The sequence below is a fragment of the Streptomyces sp. CO7 genome (genome assembly GCF_053474865.1).
This window is the reverse complement of record NZ_JBRIOU010000002.1, coordinates 523,488-524,787: the sequence shown is the minus strand read 5'-3', so window position 1 is coordinate 524,787 and position 1,300 is coordinate 523,488. Positions and strand designations below refer to the sequence as shown.

Here is a 1,300-nt window from a genome sequence, read left to right as displayed (position 1 = left end):
GCCCAGGGCCGCGGTGTACACGGAGCCCGCGCGGTCTCGGGGGCGGCGTCAGAGTTCGTGCGGCTCGCACTCGTCGAGCTGCCCCGCCCCGGCCCACCGGGCGACGAACCCCGGCACGTCACCGGTCTCGTCGACCCGGTCCCGCAGTTCCGGGCTCCAGCCCGCGTCGCGTCGCAGGACGGCGTCCGGATGCTCGGCGTTGTACCGCGCGATCAGGTCGACCTCCGCGCCGTTGACGAAGTTGTCCTCCGCCGTGATCGGCGCCTCGCTCCACTTGTGCAGGATCGCGCCGGCCGGTACGGACGCGGGGAGGGTGAAGTGGTTCTTCTCCGCGTGGATCGCCGACTCCTTGCCGACGCCGTAGGCGTAGCCGAAGACCGCCGGGTCCTTGACCAGGTGGTGGTTGTTGTAGACGTCGACCCGGCCGAACCGCACGCGCGGGGTGCGCTCCCCGGTGTCCCGGAACAGGTTGTGGTGCAGGGTGACGCGCAGCTTGCCCTGGTCGGTGGCGGTCGCGCTGTCGCTGTTGCCGATCAGGATGGTCTTGCTGTGGTCGGCGAAGACGTTCCAGGAGACGGTGACCAGGTCGGCGCCGCGCACCACGTCCAGTTGCCCGTCGTGCTGCTGGAACTCCCGCCCGTAGTAACGAGGTTGGGCGGCGTCGGGGCGGCGGCCGTCGGTGAAGGTGTTGTGGTCGGCCCACACGTGGGTGGAGCCGTACACGACCAGGCTGTCGTACTCGGAGTTCCAGGCGCCCTCGGCCCCGTCGGTGGGGTCCCACTGCGGGAAGCAGTCGAAGGTGTCCTCGAAGGTGAGGTTGCGGACGATCACGTTGTCCACGCCGCGTACCTGGACGTTGGCGCCGAGCAGCCTGGCGTGGTCGCCGACGCCGACGAGGGTGGTGTTCGACCCGATGTTCAGCCGGATCTGTGCGGCCTGGCGCGCCGCGGAGGCCAGGCGCGCCTGCTCCTGCGGCCCCGAGGGGTCGGCCTTCCCCCAGGTGGCGGGGTCGTAGGCGGCGAGGTAGCCCTCCAGGGAGTAGCCGTCCGTCGCGTAGTCGGAGCAGCTCAGCGGCCTGCCCGAGGCGTCGCTGTTGGCGTCGAGCGTGCCCGCGACCCGGATGATCCGAGGGGTGGCGTCCCCGTTTCCTACGGCAGCCTTGAGTTCGGCCCAGGTGTCGACGGTGTACACGTGCGCGCGGCGGGCGGCGGCGCCGCCGGTGGTGCCGCCGTCGGCGGCGGCCCAGCCGTCGTGCTGCGGGAGCACCTGGCGGGCGGGGTCGCCCGCCGCGGCGCCGGCG

General features: G+C 72.4%; 1 protein-coding gene. It reads right to left on the bottom strand.

Annotated features, from left to right (window positions below):
- Window positions 1-48 precede the first annotated feature (48 nt).
- A partial coding sequence (locus tag ACOV8S_RS04310) for a pectate lyase family protein (protein ID WP_448316185.1) occupies window positions 49-1,300 on the bottom strand: 1,252 nt, incomplete at its 5' end.